Below are 23,299 nucleotides of genomic sequence, written 5' to 3'. Positions count from 1 at the left end.
CCATGTTATCTATATTATTGTCAATAACCCCTCCCCCGATTAAGCCGGATCCTTCACATACTCAGTCATATAGACCTTTTTGGCTGTCGGTATCGGCTCAACTTGATTATCGCCATAATAAACCGCATTAATCTGCGTGTTCCTCAATATGTATAGCCGGAATTTTTTAAATAGTTTCATGTCCGGCTTAAAATCAGACTGCCAGAATTGATTAAGATGCCCTTGGAACGTCAACCCTTTCATGTCGTACATGGCTTTGCCCATCACTATTAGCGGCTTGTTGTGAATAAGCGCGGATAGACCGGCCGTACTGTTAATGGTGATCACGGCTTTTGCATGAGTCAGTAATTCAGGCATCGGCAGGTCATGAACATATTTTACGCGATCTTGAATGTTGTATTGCTTACCCAATTGACGAATTAGCGGCCCGTAAAGACGGTGACCTCGATCCATGGGGTGATGTTTGATGACGAGCCATTGGTCGCCGCTTGCCTTTTTCGAAAATGAATACATGACATCATTAATGTAATCACGCACATCTTGATAAGGGCTGTGATTACGAATCTGGCTATCGTTGTAAACCTGCAAAATAGCCAAATGGTAGCGCTGATCCAACTCACCTTTTAGTTGACTCAATACATTTCGTTCTAGGAATCGATACCCTTGTTTACGAACGGCGGCACGTATCCAGCAGCGTGCTTCATACAGTGGCGAGAAGGATTTATGGTGACGATACTGCGGGAACTCGTGGCGATAATACCAACCAGCGAGGTAATAACCCATTGCATGACGTACACGTAAACTAAAGCATGATGCGAGTTTTTTGGCGACCGGCGGTTTCACGTCCGGTAATTTGCGGTAGAAATCAGGATTACGCGGCAACGAGGAGAATGCATTCACCCCGCCCTCTTCGAGAGTGATGAAGTGTGGCCGTAAATACCCTTCTTCGAACGCCAAAATACGCACCCCTTTGGCTTGCGCCCACATCTTCGCTGCTTGATGCAATGGGCGACAATCGCCGAAACACAAAATAGTGTCGAATTGATACGTTTGCCAGGTCTTTTTCAGCCAGACCGGGAATTCTTTCGGTGTTTGCTTGTAAAGCAAATAGTCACGCTTACGGCAGTAAAATTTGTCGCCGCCGTTGAATACCACATTCACCGCTTCACAGCCCCTTGACTCGAGCCATTGTGCGGTATCACTGAAAAAAGGACCCATCGGGCCTTGTAACAGCAGGTATTTCTTCCCAGAGAGAAGTTTTGTTAGTGCGTGACTACTTGTAAGCATAAACAGATCACCGTCATAGTTTAATAGACTGATTTACAAACTCATTGTGACTTTGGCGAGCATAATCAACTTTCTATAATGGCGGATAATCCTACCCGCTCTTTTTTGGCTAAATTGCATATTGGCCCGTGGCTGATTGGCTAATATGTCTAACGCGCGTTCAGCAGTAATCGCCTTGCGTCGCGATGGGTCGATATAAGTCGGGTATGCGATCAATGCCTGATAAACCAAGTCATCCAACATTAATGTTCGGTTGCGGCGAGGCGAACGATGCTCATCCTGTGTCAGCCCCCAGCCCGCATAAAATGGGATGCCATAACAAAACACTTTTTTACCGTGTAACAGTGCTTCAAATCCTGATAGCGACGTCAATGTATGCAATTCGTCTGCCGCCTGAATGCACTGAATAATATCGGCGTCTAATGCCTGAAAATCGGCCCACTGTGCAACATCCGCAGCAGGAATATGCCCTTGTCGATTCCCCACCAGCACATCTGGGTGTGGCTTATAAATGATGAAAGCATTGGGATAACGTTGCCGTACTGTTCTGAGCAGTTCACTGTTGGTACGAATACTGACAGTGCCGCTCAGTATCGAAGCGTCGTCTTCTACTTGCCCCGGTACCAGCAGAATGCGTTTACCCTGTGCTTCTTGCGGTAGGCTAAAAGCGGCACCAATGTTGTATTTACTGACTTTGGTGCTCACCAACCGGTGACGTAATGTGGTTGCCCGTTCGATTTGACTGGCCGTTAAATGGCTGTGATTAAGTAACGTCTCAAGGTCACTGGGGCGAGTGGCATCGTAATAAATACCTGTTTTATCGAGTACTAACGACAAGGGGGGATGCAAATCAGACCCCAGCCCCGATGAACGCAAAAAACCATCCTCCATGCGCCACACCGGCAGTTTTTGTGCCAACGCTTTTTGTTGCCAACGCTGCTCACCTTTATTCCCCCACACTACACAAGCCGTATTCGCCGTCTTACGTTCACTAAACGAGACGCTGTTAAATGTGGTTTTCAAAAATGGGAGAAAAATACTGCGTTTCCAAAGCGTTAACCCTGGAGCCCATAACTGACCTTGGCGCTGTTCTTGGTGATTTTTTTGCATTAGTAGGTGGTTAATCACCTCAAACAAGGTGCTAGGTTGCCCACTGCTAGGGTTGATATAACGGCTGTAGCGGAAATAGGCTGCGCTGAAAAGATCCGGCAAACTTGCCCGACCTCTTCGCGCCGATAATCGGCTAGCCTGAGCATGGCGATCATCAGTCAGCCCCCAACCGGCATACCATGGTTGACCAAATACCTTGACTGGTTTACCCGCCAGTAGAGCTTCAAAACCATATTGTGATGTGACAACGTAGACACCGCTAACATGGCGCAATAACGATTGTGGGCTGACATTTTCTGCGAGCAATTTGATGCGAGGATTTATGGGGATAGCCGCGAAGTAACCTGATTTTTTGCCCTGTAAAACGTCGGGATGTATTTTCAGCCAAATTTCAGACTGCGGATTTTCATCCAGTGCGGCCTTTAGCATGGTCTCAAAATCAGTCGCATCGGCATTACCGTATTTAACCGCCATATCCCCGAACGTCTGATCCACCACCAGTACGGCCTCACCGTTCGGAGGCTGCCCACGATAGGCGGGCGCAAGGTTATATTTAGAAAGGTCGGACGCCACAATCAGTTGCATGGCACGCTGTGCATCAACATAAAACGGTTGATTACCGACTCGATCGCGAATCAAGGTTTCCAATGAACTGGTCTTGCGAGCGTCGTAATAAATTCCCTGCGTATCCACCACCATCGACAGCGGCGGGCACCCCGTCACACCCAATCCTAGCGAGCGGATAAAACCATCTTCGAGGCGAACAACAGGCCGATGGGATGCGTTCGCCAATGCAACAGCCTTATAACCGGTTGGACGATTCCCCCACACGGCCACTGAAGTGACCTCTGGGGGGATAGTGCGCAGCGATGAAAGCTTGCAGCAGGGTTCAGCCAGAAAACTGGCGAGATGTTCGATACGATAGATGCCTGCCGAGAAGATACCGATCATTAGAGTGTTAGCACCACTTTTGCGGCCACCGCTAGCTGGTAAAGAATGGTCGAGATCCCGCGAGAAACTTCGATATTCTTCGATTCAAATTTCGGTAACACCATCAATTCATCGCCCGGCTGCAACGTTTTAACGTCTTCAGCATTAAGTGCTTCACCATTCTGCTTAATCAAGATGACTTTCGTGTTGCTGGCCTTTTGCGTATAGCCCCCCACCTTCGTGATGTAGTCATTCGGGCTAAGCCCTTTTTGCCAGCTCACCGCATTCGGGAACATGACCTCGCCATGAATCATCACCAGCGACGTCTTCTCTGGGATCTTAATCACGTCACCGTCTTCCAAAATCACCTGATTGAGGTTGCTTTCATTCAGTACCACTTCCCCTTTAGGCACCACGGTGCGGGCTTTGGACACGAAACGGCTGATAAGCTGTGCTTCCTGCATTCTCAGGCGAGCTTCTTCTGATGTAGACGACTGGGCAGACAAAGAGGCTTCTTCGAGTTTTTGCAGCGACAGGTCAAGCATCTCTTTCTGGCGCAGTGCAACTGAGCGGCGGTAGAGTTGGATAGCATCCAATTGTGACATGCTGTTCGGGCGGATTTTAGTCAGGACTTGGCTCATCGTCGCCCCATAGGGCAACACTATTGCATGCTCACCAGAATGTGCGCCTTCGACTCGGACCTGAATGGTTCCCGAATAGCGATCAGCACTGATAATAAGTTTATCGCCATCCTGCAATGAACGCCCAGGAGCGGAACTGAGTGGATAATATTCACTGCGCTTGACGGTACCTTGCTTACGAATAATCGTCATATGTGTCGCACCCGGTTTAGGGCGCGCCCAGCTCAGCGCTTCAGTAACAGGGATCGTGCTATCACGGAACTCAAAGTCATAACTGTTGAACACTTCGCCTTCCACACTGAATGTATGCTGACGTGGGCCAACCACGATAGTGTCGCCGTCAGAAAACTGTGATAACCCCAGATTGCCATTGAGTAAAAAGTCATACAGATTAACTTTCGACCGTACACTCTTGCCGCGTTTGATGCTGATATCCACATAGCTACCACTCTGGGTATCAACACCACCGGCCTTACTGAGATAGGAAAGCAATGAGTCCGACGCTACGCCACCATACAAACCAGGGTTGTTGACGTAACCGGTGACAAATACTTTGACTGGCTGTGCCTGCAACAGCGATGCATAAACGTTCACGTTAGACTGATAGACCTGCTTAACTTTGTTCGTTACCACGCTATTAATCTGGCTATTCGGAATACCAACTACTTTCAACGGGCCAACATTCGGCAGGAAAATATTCCCCTTCGGATCCACACTCAGCGCACCTTCAAAATTGAATGCACCCCACAACCGCACTTGAATCTGATCCCCCAAACTGACGACATAGTTCGGATTAAAGCCAATGCTAGAACCACTGTCAGCAGCAGATACCGAGTTAAATAACTGGGCACCAAACATGCGGCTCATGACCGCGGGTATAACCGGAGGTGGAAGATCGTAAAACCCGCCATCGTTATTGGTATTTTGGCTTTGACCAGAAATCATCGACGGTAACGGTGCCGCCCCCGTCATATTCGGGTCGGCATTAAGATCGACGGCCTGAGCGGGCAAGGCCTGTAGGGCAATAATCAGGAAAATAGATTTCAATAATTTCATAACATACTCTGAGTCACTGCCTGCGGTGTCATCCCGACAAGCGAGAAATAGCGTTAAAACGGCGTCAGTCTTTGTGATCGTCAATCACTGCTAACAACAATTTGACGGTGCCAAAAAGTAAACCACACACCAATAACCAACTGATTAGCAGATACAGGCGATTGGGGAATTTGGCTTCCTGTGGTAACTGCGGCGAGCTGATGACCGACAATACTTTCAGCTTTCTAGCCGCATCAACACGGGTCTTTTCAATGGATGTCAGGGTTAATTTGTAGATATCCGTGTCGAACAACACTCTGGCTTTTATCTCTTCAAAATCTACCGCCATGCGATTCAGCTTGTGGCCATCTGGTGCGGTGATTTTGCTTTTTTCATTATCAATCTGTGTGGAAAGCGATTTGAGCGCATTTTTTGCACTGACAACCTGAGGGGCATCCTCACGAAGGTATGTCATCAAATTACGCAGGTCCGCTTCCATCTGAATACGCTGGCTTACCAAGGTATTGACTAAATTAGTCGCAGCTAAAGCTTGGGCCTCAGGATCCAGTACGTTATTGCTGTTTTGATAGCTAAGGAGGTCAGCTTTACTGCTGTTCAACTTTACGCGCGCGGCTTGCATTTCGTTTTCGGCGAACTGCAATTGTTCACGCGCAATGTGATGCGATATCTCATTTATAAAGCGTTCAGACTCTTTCAAAATGGCCTGATTGAACTGTTGGGCAAACTCCGCTGAAAACCCTTGCGTCCCAATCGTCAGCAGACCCGTTTTGTCGTCATATGCCACAGAAATACGGTCACGATAATAATTAAGAAATTGCTCTCGGGTCGCATTACGAGGCAAATGGTAGAAAAAATCCCAACCGCTCTGACCAAAGGCCTGACGAAAATTAAGTTGTTTATCGAGAACACCCAATATATCAGGTGAGTTAATGTATTCTTTTAAATATAAGGCATCTTCCGCGGAACTTGGGTTACCAGCACCGAGCAGCAAGCCCACATTCAAATTACTGCCACTGACATCGTTAGACTGTTTGATAGCGATTTTAGATTCACTCAGGTAACGTGGTTGGCTAAAAATAAGCAGATAGAGCGTTAGCAGCGTCATCGGTGCCAAGATCATAATCTTGCCTAAATGGCACTGTACGCTGGACAGATTTAAATATGATGCCCGCACATGTTTCAGCGTATTCTCTGTGACTGACCAAATTAATTTTACTTTTTCAAAAAGCATGGGTTTCATCATTTTTATTTGTTCGGCATTTCTCTATCGCGTTTAATGCACTAACCAGCATAAAAAACTGAGAATATATTTATCACGACTTATCTCACGTGAGTTATTTTTTAAGACATGTATACCAAGTTAATTTGCCTATAGATTTCTACAGCGAATCTTTTAATAGTCATTGAGATTAGTTATTTTATTCCAGCAATTACAAGCAGATGCGTGAAATAAAAAACACATATATTTCCAATGGATAGGCATGAACCGAGAGCTAGCCAGTATAGAAAGAATGCATATGCAACACCAATTAAATAAATGTTACCAAATGTAAAATTAACTTATTTAATAAAAAATTAACAGAGTAGTATTATGAGAAATATCTTATCCGACAATGGTATTATTCTTTAAAATCATACCAATAAATAAAGCTTTGTTAGTTAAATATAGAAGTTCCGTATTTCAATGTATGAATATTCCTACAACTAATAATTTATAATATTGTTATGTGAATAAATATTCTAGGAATAGAGAAGAAATAATTATAGTAAAACACCTATAACTTAAATATAGCTTATGAATAACGGACTTTATTAAGTTACTTATTTTATTAAAAAGATAAAATCGTGCAAATTAACATCATTAATGGGGGCTAATTAGCCGTACATCAAGGAGAGGTATTGTCATTGTGGGAAGTGGACATGAATATAATGCCACCCAACCTGATAAGCGTATCAAGTTGGATTATTCGGCATGATGGCTAGAAAATTTTTACTCAAATACCCCAGTCGATAAGTATCTATCACCACGGTCACAAATGATCGCCACTATCACCGCCCCTGGATTTAACGCAGCCACTTGCAGCGCACCGGCCACCGCTCCACCGGAACTGACGCCACAGAAGATGCCCTCTTCAGTCGCCAATCGCCGCATCGTCTGCTCCGCTGAAATCTGAGTGATATCCAATACCTGATCGACTAATTCAGGGCGGAATATGCCCGGCATATATTCAGGCGACCAACGTCGGATCCCTGGAATACTGCTGCCTTCTGCCGGCTGTAAGCCGATAATGCTGACGTTCGGGTTTTGGCTTTTCAGATATTGGCTCACACCGGTAATGGTGCCCGTCGTCCCCATACTCGAGACAAAATGGCTCACCTTCCCCGCGCTCTGCTGCCAGATCTCTGGCCCCGTGCCGGTAAAATGGGCGTAAGGGTTATCCACGTTATTAAATTGATCCAGAACCTTACCCTGCCCATTGGCCTGCATCATTAATGCCTGATCGCGTGCACCTTCCATGCCTTGCTCGCGGCTCACCAATATCAGCTCCGCACCATAGGCGCGCATCGCCGCCTGACGTTCTTGGCTCATGTTCTCTGGCATCAGTAACTTCAGTTGATACCCTTTTAGGGCCGCGATCATCGCCAGTGCAATGCCGGTATTCCCGCTGGTCGCCTCGATTAATACATCACCCGGTGCAATTTCACCGCGCAATTCAGCCTGTTGGATCATCGCGAGCGCCGCACGGTCTTTAACCGAGCCCGCCGGATTGTTGCCTTCCAGTTTGACCCATATCTCGGCATCCAGTCCTTGGCTTAGGCGTTGCAGTTTTATCAGTGGTGTATTGCCGATGCAGTGTTCGAGGGTTGTCACGTTAATTTACCTATTACGCCCCAGCGCGCTTGCGTCGCGGCGTTGTTTGCCGCGCCGAGAACTGGGACCGGATTCTATATTCACAAATAAAAAGGTGGCCATTAGGCCACCTCTATTTGCCACTTGCAGAAAAATTTATCAGGCGCTTTGTGCTAACGCAATGGGTTGCAATAATTGATCGCCAGAATATAAGCGGGCGTTCAATCCCCCGACGTAGTAGCGATTACCGCGTACAGGTGCATCGATATTGCCTTCAGGCAAGACGACACTGATCGGATCTTGATGCCAACCAATAGGTTGTACGGTTAACTGCCAGAAGTGGCCCCGAGGGCTGACTTCAAGCACTTGAACCGGCAATGGGCAACGATCGCTCGATTGCGTGCTGACTTCCATCTCCCATGGTCGCAGGAATAAATCCACGCTGCCTTGGTGCATCGGCGCTAAATCCAATGGCCAGTGGTGTGCGCCGATAAACAACTGTGAGCCACGGATTTCACCGCTCAGGCGATTCACTTCACCAAGGAATTCCAAGACAAACCGCGTCGCTGGGTCACGCCATACTTCATCAGGTGTCCCGACTTGCTCAATATTCCCCTGACTCATCACCACCACGCGATCAGCCACTTCCATCGCTTCTTCCTGATCGTGGGTCACGAATACGCTAGTGAATTTCAATTCATCGTGCAGTTGGCGTAACCAGCGGCGTAGCTCTTTACGCACCTGTGCATCCAACGCGCCGAAAGGCTCGTCTAGCAACAGAATTTGAGGTTCAACCGCCAACGCACGCGCTAACGCGACGCGCTGTTTCTGGCCGCCAGAAAGCTGTGAGGGATAACGATTAGCCAGATGGCCTAGTTGGACCATCTCCAGCAATTGCGCCACTTTCTGCTTAATCGCGGCGGCATTCGGACGCTCACGGCGCGGTAACACCGTCAGGCCAAAAGCAATATTATCGAACACCGTCATATGGCGGAATAATGCGTAATGCTGGAACACAAAACCCACACGCCGATCACGAGCATGCAAGCGGCTAACATCCGTACCATGGAAACTTAAGCGCCCCGCGTTTTGGTTTTCCAGCCCTGCGATAATACGCAGTAAAGTGGTTTTCCCCGAACCGGACGGGCCGAGCAGCGCCACCATCTGGCCAGAAGGAATATCAAGCTGGATGTTGTTCAGTACCTTGGTACGACCAAAATACTTGCTGATATTATCAATCTCAATGCTCATGCTTTTGCTCCTGTTCGAGACGAACAACCTGACGCGCTAAACGCCATTGCAGGCCGCTTTTCAGAAAAAGGGTCACTATTGCCATCAGCGTTAATAGTGCAGCGGCCGTAAAGGCCCCCGCCGTGTTGTAATCCTGATGCAACAACTCAACTTGCAGCGGCAAGGTGTAAGTCTCGCCACGAATAGAACCGGATACCACAGAGACCGCGCCAAACTCACCAATTGCGCGGGCGTTGGTCAACACCACGCCATACAGCAGCGCCCAGCGAATATTCGGTAACGTCACGCGGCGGAACATTTGCCAGCCAGAGGCACCGAGCAAGACGGCGGCTTCATCTTCTTGGCTACCCTGACTCATCATCACGGGCACCAATTCACGCACCACAAACGGACAGGTGACAAAGATGGTCACCAGCACCATACCGGGCCAAGAGAACATCAGCTGAATATCGTGCGAGTCCAACCAACCACCAACCACGCCATTCGAACCGTAAAACAGCAGATACATCAAACCGGCTACCACCGGCGAAACCGCAAACGGAATATCAATCAGCGTCATCAACAACTGACGCCCAGGAAAGACAAAGCGTGTCACTAGCCAAGCCAGTACCACCCCAAACACCAAATTTACCGGAACCGTAATCAGCGCCACCAAGACCGTGAGCCAAATGGCATGCAGCATATCGGGATCAGATAAGTTCTGCCCCACCACCTCAATCCCTTTCGAGAATGCCGTGATAAAGATCCACACCATCGGGATCACCAGCAGTAAAAACGAGAATATTGCGCCGATAGCAATCAGGGTCCATTTCCCCCAGTTGATCGGTGGGCGGGCTACGCCGTTGAACTCGGTGATATCCGCCATCAGTGACCACCTATCCGCCGACCAAAGCGGCTTTGTAACGTGTTAATACCAAACAGCAGCACCAGTGAAACGGCTAAAATCACCGAGGCAATGGCGCTGGCCGCGGGGTAATCAAATTCCTGCAAACGGATGAAAATCATCAGCGAGGTCACTTCGGTTTTCCACGCGATATTACCGGCGATGAAAATGACAGCACCGAACTCACCCAAGCTGCGCGTGAAGGACAACGCAGTACCGGCAAGCAGTGCCGGAGCCAGTTCTGGCATCACCACTAGACGGAAACTCTGCCAACGGCTCGCGCCTAAGGTTTCAGCCGCCTCTTCATATTCTGGTCCCAGCTCTTCTAACACTGGCTGCACGGTACGAACCACAAACGGCAGGCTAGTAAATGCCATCGCCACCGCTATCCCTAACCACGTGAACGAAACTTTGATACCGAATTCGTTTAGCCACGCACCGTACCAGCCGGTGGTGGAAAACAAGGTCGCCAGCGTTAAACCTGCGACGGCTGTCGGTAAGGCGAAAGGAAGATCCATCAGGCCATCAAGCACACTGCGGCCTGGGAATTGATAGCGGGTCAAAATCCACGCCATCAACATGCCAAAGACGGCATTAAAGACACTCGCCACGCCCGCAGCCAACAAGGTCACTTTATAAGCGGCGACGACCTGAGGATTAGTTATCACCTCCCAGTACTGCGCCCAACTCATCTGTGCGACCTGCATCACTAACGCGCTAAGCGGCAGTAACAAAATCAGGCAGGTGTAAAGCAGGCTGCTCCCGAGACTGAGGGTAAAACCGGGCAGAACCCGTTTACTGGATGCCGACAACATTACTGATGCCCTTCCGCTAACAATTTATCCAGCACACCGCCTGTAGCGAAATGAGTCGTCATCACTTCTGGCCAGCTACCGAACTGCTCTTCAACTCGGAATAATTTCGTTTCAGGGAATTGGGATTTGGCCGCGTCCATCGCCGCTTTATCATTAACGCGGTAGTTGAAGCTGGTGATCACCTGCTGTGCCTCTGGGCTGTAGAGATAGTTGAGGTAAGCTTTGGCCGCTTTTTCAGTGCCATTCTTCTCCACATTTTTGTCTACCCACGCCACAGGGAACTCCGCCAGAATATCGACCGGCGGGACAATGACTTCGTATTTGTCGCTGCCATATTCTTTACGGATATTATTCACTTCAGATTCGAAACTGATCAGCACATCACCTAAGCCGCGCTCAACGAACGTGGTGGTTGCACCACGACCGCCAGTATCAAAAACCTCGACGTTACCCAAGAAGCGTTTCATCCAGTCACGGGTTTTCGCCTCATCCTTACCATTAGCCTGCTGCGTCGCACCCCAAGCCGCCAAATAGGTATAACGGCCATTGCCTGAGGTTTTAGGATTCGGGAACACCAGTTTCACGTCTTCACGCACTAAGTCATCCCAACTGTGGATATTCTTTGGATTGCCTTTGCGCACCAAGAAAGCCATGGTGGAGTAGAACGGTGAGCTGTTATTCGGCAGACGAGCTTGCCAGTCAGCGGGGATAAGATTGCCGCGATCGTGCAGAATTTGCACATCGGTCACTTGGTTATACGTCACCACGTCAGCTTTCAAGCCTTGCAAGATAGCTAATGCCTGCTTAGAAGAGCCAGCATGGGATTGTTTGATAGTCAGTTTGTCGCCAGGATTTTGTTGTTCCCACTGTTTCTCAAAACCCGGATTCAGTGCAGTGAACAACTCACGAGAAACATCGTAAGAACTGTTGAGCAACTCAGTCGCAGAAGCCGTTGCGCTACCGAAGATTAACGCGCTTAATAAGGCAACACGGGTCCATCCATTCGTCTTCACTGAAGTTTGTTTCATTCTGCACCTTATTCACTGAGTTCATCTGGCAGGCATGTCATTCTTGGTTAACCGTGCCCTTAATATCTTCAGTGTATTTATAACTAGGTGCATACCTATAACGCTTTTATATACCGTTTAGTGATGTGCAAGTATCAAATGCTCTAAGCCAGTCACAACGCAGTTTGCCAGCGAATCGTTTTACCTTTCTGTAATAATGAAAAAGCCCAGCCGACCTGCGCTGGGCGATAAAAAACGGCCTTAATTTACTTTTGCGTGACGACACCAGTGTTGCTCGGTGCGATTGCGCCACTGAATGGCTTGCCATCGATAGCATCGACCATGCGTAAACCAGATGGGCGTACCCAGCGCTGTACGCGGGATGGCATGTCAAAACCAATCAATAGAATCACGACAAATGTGAGGCTGAACGAGAGCGATCCCAGTGCCGTACCGAGGCTAAGATGCTGAGCAATCGATGCCCCAAGAATCGGTGCTAGCGCACCACCCAAGGCACCCACGTTGTAGGTAAAGCCCAAACCTGCCGCTCGCTGCTCAGTATCGAAGTAACCGCCCAATAGTTTTGGCAACAACCCAGCAATCCCCTGCCCTAGCATCTGTTGCAGGAACAGCAAACCGCCGAGGAACAAGATACTGCTACCTTGAATCGCAAACAGAGGAATGATCAGTAATTGCGAAATCAGCAAGCTGGTTACGTAGGCTTTACGGGTGCCTAACCAGTCACCGAGGAAGCCCCCAACGCAGCAACCCACCGCAGCACCAAATCCGCTGAAGAACAACACATTGCCGACCGTGTGCGGGTCATAACCCAGATCCATTTTCAGATAAGTGGGCAGCAGTGCCTGAATCGGCCATGAGTAGAGGAAGGCGCAAAACACCACCACCATCAGCATCACACCGGTCGGCCAACGATCACCGCTGGTTTGAATCATAAAGTAGACAAAAATGGCGGCACAAAGAACCCCGAGGATCACAATCACGGGAGCCGATACCATACCGGTGAAGCAGGCGTAAAGCGCCGCCGCAGCAAAGATAGTGAGGCCAATATTCAGGTAACTGAGTTGGCTGCGGTACAGGATATCCACCATGTTAAGGCTTTTGGTTTGCTTAGACTGCTGCTGCTGACTTTGGGCTTTTTCCCAATCTTCCGCTTCTGGCAGATTTTTACGCAGCCACAAAGCAAAGATAATTGGCAACAATCCAATGTAGAAAAGCATGCGCCAGCCAAATGCAGGAACGACAAAGCTATAGGCTTGAGCCGCTAATACCGCGCCGATGGAGAAACCCGAAATCAGGAAACCACTGGCTTTGTTACGCATGTGCTTAGGCCAGCTTTCCATGACATAGGTGGAACTGGAGCCATACTCCCCTGCCATCCCAATGCCAATCACCAATCGGGCAATAAACAAGGTGGTGTAACCCGGCGCTAAGCCACAGGCGAGTGTTCCGAAGGAAAACAGCACGATACTGGTGATCATCGCCAATTTTCGGCCATAACGGTCACCCATGGCCCCGAGCACCAATCCCCCGAACCAGCGCGAAATAAAGGCCGCTGAAATCAGGCTCGTGGCTTGAATCAGTGTCAGACCAAATTCTTGCTTAATATCAGTCAACACCAGCGTAATCAGAACAAAATCGAAACCATCCAGGGCGTAACCGATCCAGGCGGCAATAAATGCCTTCCATTGCGCGGGGCTTAGCTGCTTGTACCAACGCAATGGTTTGTCTCCTCGAGACTCTACTGATGTGCTCATATCGTCGCTCTCTCCACCACCAGCAAAGCTCACTGGCAGAAACTGTTTTCCCCGCGGCAGGTATAACCACAGTAACCAACTGTTTTAAATAATGTAATCGGTTACTACCCGATGGTTCTCGCCACATTTATATTTATGTCATTTTACTCCACATAAAAATATACAAAGGAGTAAAACTCCATTTGAGTGTATAAGATTAGTTCGCTAATACAATCACAATGTGTTTAAAACGTGACAAAGATGGCGAAATGCTAATGTGCGGCAGAGAAGCAACAGGATAACGGGGTATTCACCCCCGCTGACGGAATATCTCCGCAGCGGTCGCGAGGAATTACAGTAGGAAATGTATTACCGATCAGCCATTTTGGCTGACCGCTTGGGTGGTTTTACGCTTAATACTTTCGGCCTGCGCCGGATCGGCTTTAACCAGCAATGCGTAGATCAAATCCAACACAAACAGTTGCGCGATTTTGGTGCCGATAGAGTCTCCTTGCAACTGACCCTGACGGTTACCGTTAATCAATACATAATCAGCCAATTCAGTAATGGTTGACCCCATATTGTGAGTCAATGCCACCGTGGTGGCTCCCGCTTGTTTAGCCAGTTTCAAAGCATGTACTGTTTCAGCCGAGGTGCCCGAGTGGCTAATCCCCATGGCGACATCACCGGGGCGCATCAAAGAGGCTTGCATATACATGAAATGGTTGTTTGTCGCCGCATCGACCCGCAGCCCGATACGCATTAATTTACCTTTGGCATCTTCCGCCGTTATCCCCGAAGAACCCACGCCAAAAATGCAGATTCGGTCAGCAGGGCGCAATAGCTTAACCACCTGCTCAACACTCTCAAGAGACAGCAGATTTAACGTTTCAGATAACACATTATTGATAGCCGATTGTAATTTAGTGCCGATCGCCAGTGCATCATCCCCTTCTTGCACATCCGCATCTAACAAGCTGTTCTCATCGTGATGACGGGTCGCCACCTCAATGGCCAGATCCATTTTGAAATCCTGAAACCCTTTGTAACCCAGCGTTCGGCAAAATCGAATAATGGTGGCTTCACCGGCCTGTGTCTGCGAGGAAAGATCAGCAATGGACAATTGGGTGACTTTAGCGGGTTCCGCCAGAATATAGGCGGCAATTCGTTGAGCTGAACGTGTCAGGCTGTTTTGCATCGCACCCAAGGCATCAAGAATTTTACCTGGCTTAAAACGGGGAGCACCAGTTTTCACGTGGACACCTCAAGGGAAAGAGAATTGATGAACAGGGGACATATCTGGGGCGCATCATTACATAGTTGGCTCATTTCGTGAAGAAAAATGGCGACATTGTGCGAAATACATTCCATTAAAAAGCATAAAAAAAACCCCGGGGGGCCGGGGAAGATGTCAAAGGTAACGGGCGTTTTTATTATTGAAAGATCAGTGCGAAGCTGGGCCATGCAATAAGCTGTGGTGCACTTTGACCACCACTTTTTTAATCGCACCCGAACCCGCAATCTGGCAGCCTGGTTTGTGTGGCTCACCGGGTAAAAAGACGGCAAACATTCCCGGCAACATGCGTAACTGGCTTTTATCAGGAATATCGGCGATGAGTTGGTAGTCATCCTCCGCATGATAAGGCTCGAGATGCTCGGTTGGGGTTAAGGTCGAATATTCGATGCCTTCAATGCCGCTGATGAGCAGTTGGACATCCGCATAAGTGCGATGCATTTCTGCTTTCTTGCTCTCAGCCGGTTGGGTATCAAACGCCATCACATTCATAAAAAGCAGCTCGCCATCAATTTCATGGCGACCGCAGCTCAGCTCTGCCAAAGGCTGTTTAGCCAAATACGCTAACACCCACTGGAGCCGTGCGGGTAACCCATCAAAAAATGCCGTTTGTGATAATGAACCGCTGATCATACTTGCCTCTATTGTTAATCGTCATTATTCGCCCTAGCGCAATTGGCGTAGGCTCAGGAACGAAGGGTTTCTTTGGCCCAGAGAGCCGCCCCTAGCAATCCACTGTCCTGCCGATGAGATGCCTCTTGCACTGGCACGCGATATATTTCCGGCAGCATTTTTTGTGCACCAATGACGCGCTCCAAATACCCGACCGCCAGCCCGACACTGCCACCCAAAATCACAACTTCCAGATCCAATGCCATTTTCATGTCTGCCAGCATCAAGGCGATTGCCGTCGCCGAGCGGCTGATGATGTTTTCCGCCTGTGCATGACCAAGTTGCGCCATTTCAAACACTTTGGCGGCGGCAACTGGCTGCTTCCAACCCAAGGTTTCAGTCCCGATGGCCGTACCTGATGCCACACTTTCAACACATCCTCGGCGACCGCAACCACACAAGGGGCCATGAGGGTCTGCCAGTGTGTGGCCGATATGACCTGCTAATCCGTGATTGCCCACCAGCAGCTTTTTATTCAATATGATGCCGCCACCGACACCGGTTGATACGGTCACAAACATCATGTTGTTCACATCACGCTGATCACTTAAAGCCTGATACTCAGCCCACGCGGCGGCTTGCCCATCATTGAGTAGCACGCAAGGTAAGTCCGTCATCGACTGGATGCAGTCTTGCAATGGGAAATCTGCCAGCCCGCCCAGATTAGCGGGGTTCAGTGCGGTCAAACGGCCACCACTGATAATGCCCGTTGAGGCGACTGCAATATAATCGACCAAATGTCGATAAGGGAGAATCAAGGATTCGAGCGCGAGAGCCAGTTGCCCTGCACCTCCCCGTGGCGTCGCCACTTGTTGGCGTCCAATTAACATGCCACTTTCAGTGACCACTGCCGCAGCAATCTTTGTTCCACCAATATCCAGTGCTAACACTTTACCCATTTGGCCCAACCCTCACGCGTCTATCACGAATATTCTGCCATTGACTATCGCAACTTTTCAGCCATAACTCCATTAATTTTTCACAATTGGAGTTACACTCCACAAAGACCGTTAATTTCACTTTTTGACCATTGCACCCAGCAAACAAAAGATCTAACATGATGGAGTAAAACTTCATTTAATTTTTAAGATCGGAGCATAAAACCGTGCGCAATCTGACTGCCAGTGACCCGACCATGAGTACCACCAGTGATCTTCGCCACAAGCTCCAAAATGGCCTGATCGCCTCTTGCCAACCCGTCCCCGGTAGCACCATGGACACGCCTGAGATTGTGGCAGCGATGGCGTGTGCGGCACTCGCTGGGGGAGCAGTTGGCCTGCGAGTTGAAGGCATCAACAATATACTGGCGGTGCGCCGAGTTACAGATGCACCGATTATCGGCATTATTAAACGTGACTTGCCCGATTCAGAAGTCAGAATTACGCCGTGGTTGGAAGATGTCGATGCGCTGAGTGACGCAGGTGCTGACATCATTGCATTCGATGTTACTTGCCGTGCTCGTCCTGTCACGGTTGAGGCATTATATCAACGGGTACGAGCAACTGGTCGCCTAGTGATGGCAGACGCTTCCAATCTTGAGGATGGGCTGTTAGCACACCGATTAGGCATCGACTTTATCGGTACAACACTCTCTGGCTATACCCAAGATCCCGTTCCGACTGAGCCTGATCTGGCATTGGTGAAACAACTGTCCCAAGCCGGTTGTCGGGTGATTGCTGAAGGCCGCTATAATTCGCCTGCACTGGCAGCAGCCGCTATTTCAGCGGGTGCCTATGCCGTGACCGTCGGTTCGGCGATTACGCGTATCGAACATATTTGCGGTTGGTTCTGCGACGCTATCGAGCAACATGAAGCCGCAAAACTGACTGAATATTAATGACATTGATGATAATTGCACCCATTTGGGTGACCCACTCTCTCTGATGTTTAAGGATGCGTATGAAAAAGTTAACTGGTCTTATCGCAGCACCGCACACCCCCTTTGATGAGCAGGGTGAGGTCAACTACCCTGTGATTGACCAAATTGCCGAGCATCTGGTCAACGATGGCGTGAAAGGCGTCTATGTTTGCGGCACCACTGGCGAGGGCATTCATTGCTCGGTCGAAGAGCGAAAAAAAATTGCTGAACGTTGGGTCAAAGCGGCGCAAGGTCAATTAAGCATCACCTTGCACACTGGCGCTCTGAGCATCAAAGATGCTGTCGATCTTTCGCGCCATGCGGAAACACTGGATATCTTCGCGACGTCAGCCATCGGCCCCTGCTTCTTTAAACCGGGTAACCTCGATGACCTGATTGCCTATTGTCAGGCCATTGCGGATGCAGCACCGTCAAAAGGTTTCTATTACTACCACTCAGGCATGTCCGGCGTGAATTTGGATATGGAACAGTTCCTGATCACAGCAGAATCCAAAATCCCGAATCTGTCAGGGATTAAATTCAATAATGCCGATTTGTATGAATTCCAGCGTTGCCTGCGGGTCAGCGGCGGTAAATTTGATATTCCATTTGGTGTGGATGAGCATCTACCCGGTGGTTTGGCGGTTGGCGCAATCGGTGCTGTCGGTAGTACCTATAACTATGCGGCTCCTTTGTTCCACAAAATCATTGCTGATTTCAATGCTGGCAATCAAGTTGCGGTACAGCGTGGCATGGATCAAGTGATTGCACTGATCCGTGTGCTGGTCGAGTTTGGTGGTGTAGCGGCGGGTAAAGCTGCAATGCAGTTGCATGGCATTGATGCGGGTAATCCACGTCTGCCACTGCGCGCATTGACCAAAGAGCAGAAACAAACTGTCGTGAACAGAATGCGTGACGCCATCTATTCTGCGTAAGGATAAAGAGAGTAGAGAACAAATAAAGGCGGGCTTTTGGTTTGATACTGAGCCAGTGGCGGAGAGAACAGGCAGATCGTAAAGACGCCGTAAATACATCCTTGTAGGCTCGAGCCGCGCCATCCTTGGCGCGGACGCTTTACTCTTCTGCCTGTTCTCACCGTTCAAGATTGAGTCATCGCGGTTTGCCAGCAATCAAAGGCCAGTTATCTGGCCTTTCGCTATTAGCATGTAAAGTGACAGCGACAACGATAATTACAGCGACAACAATTTAGTCAGCGATGGGGCAAAGTAATAGCTGCCGGTCACCGGTTTGCTGAAACCGAGTAATAAATCATGCTTGCCATCTACTGAGCCAAACATGCTCAATAATTGCTGCTCGATATTGTGCAAGCGCGCGCAATAAGCGATGAAGTACAAGCCATGTTTGCCACTGGCTTTACCGTAAGGCAGGCTTTGGCGCAAAATTTTCAGCCCTTTGCCGTTCTCTTTCAGATCGACTCGGCTAACGTGGGAGGTATCAGGGCGTTGATCAGATGACAATTCTTGGCTGTCGTGCTTGGTACGGCCAACAATTTGTTCCTGCTTATGCTCAGGGATGCGCTGCCATTTTCTCAGATCATGCTCATAGCGCTGAACTAAAACGTAACTGCCACCGGCATCTTCTTCGCCATTGGCGATCACCGCCACTTCAGGCCGACTGTCGCCTTGCGGGTTCTCGGTACCATCAATAAAGCCGGTAAAATCACGTTCTTCAACCCAACGGAAACCGTGTGTTTCTTCTTCAACCGCGATGGCATCACCAAAAGCAGCCAGCGCCGCTTGCGCTAAGGTAAAGTTAATATCCTGACGCAGTGATTGAATATGAATTAATAAATCGCGTTGTGTTGCAGGGGCAATCATTGGCGCTTTGCCCAATGGTACAAAAGGCTTCAATTCTTTCGCGCCCTGCCCGTTAGATAAATCGTGCCAAATATCAGAACCGAACGCGATAACAGCCCCTAAATGTTCATTCGGAAATTGTTGCTGCAACTCTTGCAATGAATGGCAGAACTTTTTGCATCCCTGACGAATTGCATCAAATTCACCCTGCACTTTTGCTTCCATGAATATGGCAAAACGACAATGCTCCAACAAAATGCCACTCTGTACTTGAGTCATTTTTTTCCTCACTAAAAAACCGTAGTAATACCGAATGTTTACCCAAATTAATTGGCGTAAAGGCTGAGCAGCAGCGACTGCGGCTAACGATGCTGTAGCGCCAAGTCAGGAGCGTATAATAGCTGATGCGATTAAAATAACCTTGCGTCAACGCAAAATAAAATTGAGCTAAGTAATATGGCATCAGAATATGATTAAAGCGCTAGGAAAATAGCGCCTTAATAGGAGAGTTATTGAGAAGATAATAATATTTATTCGCTTTTGGCGCGCCAGATAATCTTACTCACCTTCCAACTCTGCAAGGAATCATCCGCTGGCATTAAACCTTCTGGACCATGCCAGTCACCGGTAAATAAATAGCTCACATGTTTGCTCTCTGGCGCAGCACATTCTATTTGCGCGGCATCATCGCCAGTGCCTTTGCGGCAAGCGCCAAATGCTTTTTGATATAAATCACTAAAGGGGGTGCCTATCTTGACGCCCCATTGGCTTGGGATGGTGGTATCCATGACATCGATACGCTCTACCGTCCCTTTAGCTTGGCCGGATATCACCAGCTTAATTTGGTCATCTTTCATCGCCTGATAGAAAGAGACTAATTTGCCATCATTGGTCGCCATCCCACTGCGTAACCGAAAGTCACCTTTCAGCCCCGCTTTGATGTCATTTTCTACCAGTGGCGTGCTGGCGGTAATGCCGCCGACACCTTGATCAGTCACCTGCATACTGCTGCTACTGCCACTAAACCAGTTAAGCGGAGACAAACTTGACCAAGAAAAACCGGACATGCTTGAACACCCAGCCAGCACCAAAGGGGCTCCCAGTAACAACAACCGCACCCCAGACAACCGTGGGCGAATATTCATCTAACGCTCCTTAAAAAAGCACTACATCCAATTCGTTTTGCTGCAAAAAGCGCGTCACAGCAACATCTGTATGGGCAGTGAGAAAATGATAACCAGTGATTGGAGTCCTGAGCGGCGAAAAAGTGCCATCGCTAAGTGAAGCATTGCACGTGACCACGGGTTTGCAGTGCGACTAATTTACTGCGCGCACAAGGTGAAAGCCACTAAGGGTACTTGATATGGCGCAACTGAATCCCCATTTATTCAGCGAATTTTGATATATCAGTCTGCCTTAACGAGAATTGGACTACGCTTGAGTACCATAGCGATTTTATCGTTTCCTGTTTCAGTCGTTATTATTCATTCATTGAAGGAGCAATATGATGAAGAAATTCACTTTAGCAGCCACACTGATGATGTTATGCAGTGCCCCTCTGTTGGCCCATAGTGCCACTGACACGGCAAAGGGCGGCTTTGATGGCCCTGTAACCACGCAAACTCAGCCTGCCACTCAGGGCGGATTTACCGGCCCTAGCGCTTCGAATACCACTGTTGATAAAGTCAAAGAGATGCGAGATGACAGCCGCGTGACCTTGCAAGGGAATATCGTCGAGCGTTTAGGCCACGATACTTATACTTTCCGCGACAGTACCGGCACCATTACGGTGGATATCGATAGTAAACGTTGGCAGGGCCAAACCATCACGCCACAAGATAAAGTTCAAATTGAAGGGAAAGTCGATAAGGACTGGAACTCAGTAGAAGTGGATGTGAAAAAGATTACTAAAATTAAATAAGTTGTCACTTAATCTGCTTGAACCCCAAGGCCAGTCGGGGTTCAAGCAAGCAAACGCATCCCGATGAGCTGACACTCGTCAGTGATTCGGGTAAGTGCGCGCCGCTAACAACCTTGCGGCTTCAAGGATGAAACAGCATCAATCCCCAAAATCATTGGAGTCGCAAGTAGGCAGCAAGCAAACGCATCCCGATAAGCTGACACTCGTCAGTGATTCGGGTAAGTGCGCGCCGCTAACAACCTTGCGGCTTCAAGGATGAAACAGCATCATCCCCAAAATCATTGGAGTCGCAAGTAGGCAGCAAGCAAACGCATCCCGATAAGCTGACACTCGTCAGTGATTCGGGTAAGTGCACGCCGCTAACAACCTTGCGGCTTCAAGGATGAAGGGGATCGGGATTAACCCAAGAAGAGCCCGCCAACACCCCCCCATCTATCGTAATCGCCTGCCCCGTCAAATAAGCGGAGGCTGCTGAACTTAAAAATAACACCACACCGATTAAATCATCGGGATTCCCTAGACGCCCTTGAGGAATGAAGTTCTGGAACCATTTGGAACGATACTCGTCATCCCACAGTGGGCGGGTGAATTCTGTTTTAATAAACCCTGGTTCGATAGCATTGACTTGAATATTGTCCCCAACCCATTCACGGGCCATGGCCTTGGTTAATTGACTCACCGCCGCTTTTGATGCGGCATAAACTGAAATGGTATTAAAGGCATGTTTGGCGCTGAGTGAACTGATATTCACAATTTTCCCGCCCCCTTGCTTTGCCATGTAAGGTTGGACAGCTTGCGCCAAAAAGTAGACGCTGCGCAGATTGATATCAATGATGGCATCGAAATCCTCGGCGCTAACGTCTTTAATGGGCTTTCTGCGATTGACCCCCGCACTGGTAAGCAGGATATCAATCCGCCCCAACTTGTCATGCACGGTATCAACTAACTGCCGGCAAGCGGCAACATCGCTTAAATCAGCGGTGATGGATAAAGCCTTGCCTCCTTCCGCCTCAATCGCTTCTTGCACTGGTTTGATGCGCGCAAGATCAATGTCATGTAAGGCGACTGTCGCCCCCGCATTCGCCAACGCTTGACTCAACACTCGCCCAATGGCTCCACCTGCACCCGACACCAACACCACTTTGCCCTGTAAAGAAAAGAGTTTTTCAATAATATTGCTCATAGATACCTTCTGTCGTCGCCTGCTGACGCGCCCGCCAGCAGTGAAATAAAATGTTAAAAATGGCTATGCTGCAAAGATCTATAACTCCACGGGCCGTGAGGGATCGGTAATCCATTCACTCCATGAACCCACATAGTGTTTGGCATTCCCCAGCCCCGCATGCACCACCGCCAAAAGGTTCTGCGCAGCCGTCACGCCAGAGCCGCAATAAAATATGGTTTGCTCAATTGGCACATCGCCCAATAAATCGGTGTAATGCTGGCGCAGCGCTTGCGGTGTTCTAAAGCGCCCGTCGCTGTCGAGTGTGTTGGCGCGATCTGCCAGCCTTGCGCCCTGAATGTGGCCGCGCACCGGATCATGATAGATGCCGCCTCCGTGGAAACCCGCCTCAGAGCGGGAATCAAATACTGCCCATTCAGGGTTTTGGCGGACGTTATCGACCTGTGCCACTGTGGCAATAAAATCAGGTCGCTCTTTCGCCACAAATGCCGCAGGAGTGGGTGTTGGCACCTCGGTATCGGTTGAATTGCCTGACGCTAGCCATAAAGGCCAGCCACCATCCAATACCGCCACCGCATCGTGTCCTAACCAACGCAGCATCCACCAGGTTCGAGATGCCGCCATCAATCCCCCACTTGCGTCATACACCACGACTTGAGTGTCAGGGCCAATGCCCCACTGAGAAAGCGTATTGGTAAACACCTCAATCGGCGGCAATGGCCGCCTGCCGGTATGACCGGGAATGACGGTACCCGATAAATCAGTGGCCAAATTAGCGTAGTGCGCACCGGAAATATGGCCTGCCAGATATTGATTTTGCCCCCAGTTTTCATCATCCAACGTGAATCGCGCATCTAAGATGACCCAATTTGTATCGTGCAAATGTTCAGCTAACTCATCGACTGAAATGATTGTTTTATAAGTTTTTTTATCTGTCATATAACCCCTCCTGGTAAAATAACGGGTCTG

The 23,299-nt window shown here is 49.0% G+C and carries 20 protein-coding genes; 3 read left to right on the top strand and 17 right to left on the bottom strand.

Annotation, left to right across the window (positions count from 1 at the left end):
* Window positions 1-39: 39 nt before the first annotated feature.
* The 13 genes from DA391_RS06380 to DA391_RS06315 all read right to left on the bottom strand — a co-directional run bounded on the left by DA391_RS06380 (window position 40) and on the right by DA391_RS06315 (window position 16,450).
* Window positions 40-1,287 (bottom strand): capsule biosynthesis protein, encoded by a 1,248-nt coding sequence (locus DA391_RS06380; RefSeq protein WP_050287132.1) that lies wholly within the window; start codon window positions 1,285-1,287, stop codon window positions 40-42.
* Between the two features lie 33 nt (window positions 1,288-1,320).
* Window positions 1,321-3,348, bottom strand: coding sequence for a capsular polysaccharide biosynthesis protein (locus DA391_RS06375; protein ID WP_098904840.1), 2,028 nt, complete (start codon window positions 3,346-3,348; stop codon window positions 1,321-1,323).
* A complete protein-coding gene (locus tag DA391_RS06370) occupies window positions 3,348-5,024 on the bottom strand; it encodes a polysaccharide biosynthesis/export family protein (protein WP_050083452.1) in 1,677 nt (558 codons plus the stop codon). The genes DA391_RS06375 and DA391_RS06370 overlap by 1 nt, the downstream gene beginning before the upstream one ends.
* A gap of 64 nt (window positions 5,025-5,088) precedes the next feature.
* Entirely contained in the window at window positions 5,089-6,144 is a 1,056-nt protein-coding gene (locus tag DA391_RS06365) for a capsule biosynthesis protein (RefSeq protein ID WP_409928920.1), read from the bottom strand.
* Window positions 6,145-7,014: 870 nt separating this feature from the next.
* On the bottom strand, window positions 7,015-7,896 hold the full coding sequence (gene cysM, locus DA391_RS06360) for a cysteine synthase CysM (protein WP_019212044.1): 882 nt from the start codon (window positions 7,894-7,896) through the stop codon (window positions 7,015-7,017).
* A 138-nt stretch (window positions 7,897-8,034) separates the two neighbouring features.
* On the bottom strand, window positions 8,035-9,126 hold the full coding sequence (cysA, locus tag DA391_RS06355; RefSeq protein WP_019212045.1) for a sulfate/thiosulfate ABC transporter ATP-binding protein CysA: 1,092 nt from the start codon (window positions 9,124-9,126) through the stop codon (window positions 8,035-8,037).
* Window positions 9,116-9,991, bottom strand: coding sequence for a sulfate/thiosulfate ABC transporter permease CysW (gene cysW, locus DA391_RS06350; protein WP_050083454.1), 876 nt, complete (start codon window positions 9,989-9,991; stop codon window positions 9,116-9,118). Before cysW ends, cysA begins: the two co-directional genes overlap by 11 nt.
* Entirely contained in the window at window positions 9,991-10,824 is an 834-nt protein-coding gene (cysT, locus tag DA391_RS06345) for a sulfate/thiosulfate ABC transporter permease CysT (RefSeq protein ID WP_050083455.1), read from the bottom strand. Before cysT ends, cysW begins: the two co-directional genes overlap by 1 nt.
* A complete protein-coding gene (locus DA391_RS06340) occupies window positions 10,824-11,852 on the bottom strand; it encodes a sulfate ABC transporter substrate-binding protein (RefSeq protein ID WP_050083456.1) in 1,029 nt (342 codons plus the stop codon). The genes cysT and DA391_RS06340 overlap by 1 nt, the downstream gene beginning before the upstream one ends.
* A 245-nt stretch (window positions 11,853-12,097) precedes the next feature.
* The gene (locus DA391_RS06335; protein ID WP_108087468.1) at window positions 12,098-13,606 is read right to left on the bottom strand and encodes an MFS transporter; all 1,509 of its coding nucleotides are present in this window, start codon (window positions 13,604-13,606) and stop codon (window positions 12,098-12,100) included.
* Window positions 13,607-13,961: 355 nt separating this feature from the next.
* Window positions 13,962-14,840, bottom strand: coding sequence for a MurR/RpiR family transcriptional regulator (locus DA391_RS06330; RefSeq protein WP_019212050.1), 879 nt, complete (start codon window positions 14,838-14,840; stop codon window positions 13,962-13,964).
* Window positions 14,841-15,029: 189 nt separating this feature from the next.
* Window positions 15,030-15,512 carry an N-acetylneuraminate anomerase gene (gene nanQ / locus DA391_RS06320; protein WP_098904843.1) on the bottom strand — a complete coding sequence of 161 codons (483 nt, stop codon included), beginning with the start codon at window positions 15,510-15,512 and terminating at the stop codon, window positions 15,030-15,032.
* 53 nt (window positions 15,513-15,565) lie between these two features.
* On the bottom strand, window positions 15,566-16,450 hold the full coding sequence (locus DA391_RS06315; protein WP_108087467.1) for an N-acetylmannosamine kinase: 885 nt from the start codon (window positions 16,448-16,450) through the stop codon (window positions 15,566-15,568).
* Between the two features lie 236 nt (window positions 16,451-16,686).
* Here DA391_RS06315 and DA391_RS06310 point away from each other — a divergent pair, with 236 nt between their 5' ends.
* Window positions 16,687-17,388 (top strand): N-acetylmannosamine-6-phosphate 2-epimerase, encoded by a 702-nt coding sequence (locus DA391_RS06310; RefSeq protein WP_072084845.1) that lies wholly within the window; start codon window positions 16,687-16,689, stop codon window positions 17,386-17,388.
* A gap of 62 nt (window positions 17,389-17,450) precedes the next feature.
* Window positions 17,451-18,344 (top strand): dihydrodipicolinate synthase family protein, encoded by an 894-nt coding sequence (locus tag DA391_RS06305; RefSeq protein ID WP_098904845.1) that lies wholly within the window; start codon window positions 17,451-17,453, stop codon window positions 18,342-18,344.
* 255 nt (window positions 18,345-18,599) lie between these two features.
* Here DA391_RS06305 and DA391_RS06300 read toward each other — a convergent pair whose 3' ends face one another.
* On the bottom strand, window positions 18,600-19,505 hold the full coding sequence (locus tag DA391_RS06300; protein WP_098904846.1) for a Dyp-type peroxidase: 906 nt from the start codon (window positions 19,503-19,505) through the stop codon (window positions 18,600-18,602).
* Between the two features lie 251 nt (window positions 19,506-19,756).
* The gene (locus DA391_RS06295) at window positions 19,757-20,371 is read right to left on the bottom strand and encodes an RpoE-regulated lipoprotein (RefSeq protein ID WP_050083462.1); all 615 of its coding nucleotides are present in this window, start codon (window positions 20,369-20,371) and stop codon (window positions 19,757-19,759) included.
* A gap of 362 nt (window positions 20,372-20,733) precedes the next feature.
* Here DA391_RS06295 and DA391_RS06290 point away from each other — a divergent pair, with 362 nt between their 5' ends.
* A complete protein-coding gene (locus tag DA391_RS06290) occupies window positions 20,734-21,147 on the top strand; it encodes a YgiW/YdeI family stress tolerance OB fold protein (protein WP_108087466.1) in 414 nt (137 codons plus the stop codon).
* Between the two features lie 376 nt (window positions 21,148-21,523).
* On the opposite strand, the gene DA391_RS06285 is transcribed toward DA391_RS06290, so the two are convergent.
* Together DA391_RS06285 and DA391_RS06280 are read right to left on the bottom strand one after the other, a co-directional pair.
* A complete protein-coding gene (locus tag DA391_RS06285) occupies window positions 21,524-22,330 on the bottom strand; it encodes an SDR family NAD(P)-dependent oxidoreductase (RefSeq protein WP_050083464.1) in 807 nt (268 codons plus the stop codon).
* 78 nt (window positions 22,331-22,408) lie between these two features.
* A complete protein-coding gene (locus DA391_RS06280; RefSeq protein WP_108087465.1) occupies window positions 22,409-23,269 on the bottom strand; it encodes a sulfurtransferase in 861 nt (286 codons plus the stop codon).
* Window positions 23,270-23,299: the final 30 nt, after the last annotated feature.

This window comes from Yersinia massiliensis (genome assembly GCF_003048255.1).
Taxonomy (GTDB): domain Bacteria; phylum Pseudomonadota; class Gammaproteobacteria; order Enterobacterales; family Enterobacteriaceae; genus Yersinia; species Yersinia massiliensis_A.
Note: the sequence above shows the minus strand (reverse complement) of the source record. Positions and strands in the feature narration are given on the sequence as shown.

Excerpts from the sequence above, each read along its gene's own strand:
- DA391_RS06380 (WP_050287132.1), bottom strand. The coding sequence starts at position 1,287 with ATGCTTACAAGTAGTCACGCACTAACAAAACTTCTCTCTGGGAAGAAA.
- DA391_RS06375 (WP_098904840.1), bottom strand. The coding sequence starts at position 3,348 with ATGATCGGTATCTTCTCGGCAGGCATCTATCGTATCGAACATCTCGCC.
- DA391_RS06370 (WP_050083452.1), bottom strand. The coding sequence starts at position 5,024 with ATGAAATTATTGAAATCTATTTTCCTGATTATTGCCCTACAGGCCTTG.
- DA391_RS06365 (WP_409928920.1), bottom strand. The coding sequence starts at position 6,144 with ATGATCTTGGCACCGATGACGCTGCTAACGCTCTATCTGCTTATTTTT.
- cysA (WP_019212045.1), bottom strand. The coding sequence starts at position 9,126 with ATGAGCATTGAGATTGATAATATCAGCAAGTATTTTGGTCGTACCAAG.
- cysW (WP_050083454.1), bottom strand. The coding sequence starts at position 9,991 with ATGGCGGATATCACCGAGTTCAACGGCGTAGCCCGCCCACCGATCAAC.
- cysT (WP_050083455.1), bottom strand. The coding sequence starts at position 10,824 with ATGTTGTCGGCATCCAGTAAACGGGTTCTGCCCGGTTTTACCCTCAGT.
- DA391_RS06340 (WP_050083456.1), bottom strand. The coding sequence starts at position 11,852 with ATGAAACAAACTTCAGTGAAGACGAATGGATGGACCCGTGTTGCCTTA.
- DA391_RS06335 (WP_108087468.1), bottom strand. The coding sequence starts at position 13,606 with ATGAGCACATCAGTAGAGTCTCGAGGAGACAAACCATTGCGTTGGTAC.
- nanQ (WP_098904843.1), bottom strand. The coding sequence starts at position 15,512 with ATGATCAGCGGTTCATTATCACAAACGGCATTTTTTGATGGGTTACCC.
- DA391_RS06315 (WP_108087467.1), bottom strand. The coding sequence starts at position 16,450 with ATGGGTAAAGTGTTAGCACTGGATATTGGTGGAACAAAGATTGCTGCG.
- DA391_RS06310 (WP_072084845.1), top strand. The coding sequence starts at position 16,687 with ATGAGTACCACCAGTGATCTTCGCCACAAGCTCCAAAATGGCCTGATC.
- DA391_RS06305 (WP_098904845.1), top strand. The coding sequence starts at position 17,451 with ATGAAAAAGTTAACTGGTCTTATCGCAGCACCGCACACCCCCTTTGAT.
- DA391_RS06300 (WP_098904846.1), bottom strand. The coding sequence starts at position 19,505 with ATGACTCAAGTACAGAGTGGCATTTTGTTGGAGCATTGTCGTTTTGCC.
- DA391_RS06295 (WP_050083462.1), bottom strand. The coding sequence starts at position 20,371 with ATGAATATTCGCCCACGGTTGTCTGGGGTGCGGTTGTTGTTACTGGGA.
- DA391_RS06290 (WP_108087466.1), top strand. The coding sequence starts at position 20,734 with ATGAAGAAATTCACTTTAGCAGCCACACTGATGATGTTATGCAGTGCC.
- DA391_RS06285 (WP_050083464.1), bottom strand. The coding sequence starts at position 22,330 with ATGAGCAATATTATTGAAAAACTCTTTTCTTTACAGGGCAAAGTGGTG.
- DA391_RS06280 (WP_108087465.1), bottom strand. The coding sequence starts at position 23,269 with ATGACAGATAAAAAAACTTATAAAACAATCATTTCAGTCGATGAGTTA.